Below are 812 nucleotides of genomic sequence, written 5' to 3' on the forward strand. Positions count from 1 at the left end.
GTGTGTATAGGAGACAGCGCTTAGCACCGTTCGCCCGCGCGGCGGCCAGCACGCCGCCACGCGCGGTGTCCGCCAGCCACGCGAGCAGCGCACGCTCGGCCGGCACGCCGAAGGGCACCGTGCGGTCGCGTCCGCCCTTGCCGGACAGGCGGGCGGTGCGGCGCGCGAAGTCCACGTCGTCCACGTTCAGCGCGCACACCTCGGACACGCGGGCCGCGGTGGCGTACAGGAACTCCAGGATGGCCACGTCGCGGAGTGCCAGCGGTTCCGTCGGGTGCGTTGCGGCGTCGTCGGCGGCCGTCGCGAGCGCGTCGGACATCTGGCGCTGCGAGAGGACCGTCGGCAACGGCGAGCGCGGTTTCGGCGTCACCAGGCGGACCAGCCCGGGCACCGAGGCATCGCGGCCCCACGCTCGTGCGGCTGCCGTGCGCCTTGCCAGGGTGGCTCGGGCCGCGCCGGATTCAGCCGTCTCGGCGAGCCAGGACCTTGCGACGTCCAGACCGATCTCTGTGGGCCGTCCGACGCCGGCGCGCTCGGCGAAGGCGAACAGGTCCACGAGGTCGGCGACGTAGCCACGCACCGTGTGCGGGGACAACCTGCGCGCCCGCAGATCCTCCTCGAAGCGGTCCAGGGCCGCCCGGTACGCGTCGTCCACGTCACCAGCCTACGTCGGATGACGCTCCAGGAGCAGGTCGGCAGTCCGGGCAATCGCTCCGGGATCCGGCCCGCGCCAGGTGACGGCTCCGCCGGGGCGGTTCCGTACCCGGGCGCGGCGCGGACCTGCACGGGGACGAGGGGAAGGGGCTGTCTCT

The 812-nt window shown here is 74.0% G+C and carries 1 protein-coding gene; it reads right to left on the bottom strand.

Annotated features, from left to right (window positions below; translation table 11 throughout):
- Nucleotides 1–655 (bottom strand): tyrosine-type recombinase/integrase (locus GWK61_RS54880; protein ID WP_194922340.1); only part of this gene is annotated, 655 nt, incomplete at its 3' end.
- Between the last annotated feature and the right edge of the window lie 157 nt (nucleotides 656–812).

The sequence above is a fragment of the Catenulispora rubra genome (assembly GCF_015356825.1).
Classification (GTDB): domain Bacteria; phylum Actinomycetota; class Actinomycetes; order Streptomycetales; family Catenulisporaceae; genus Catenulispora; species Catenulispora rubra.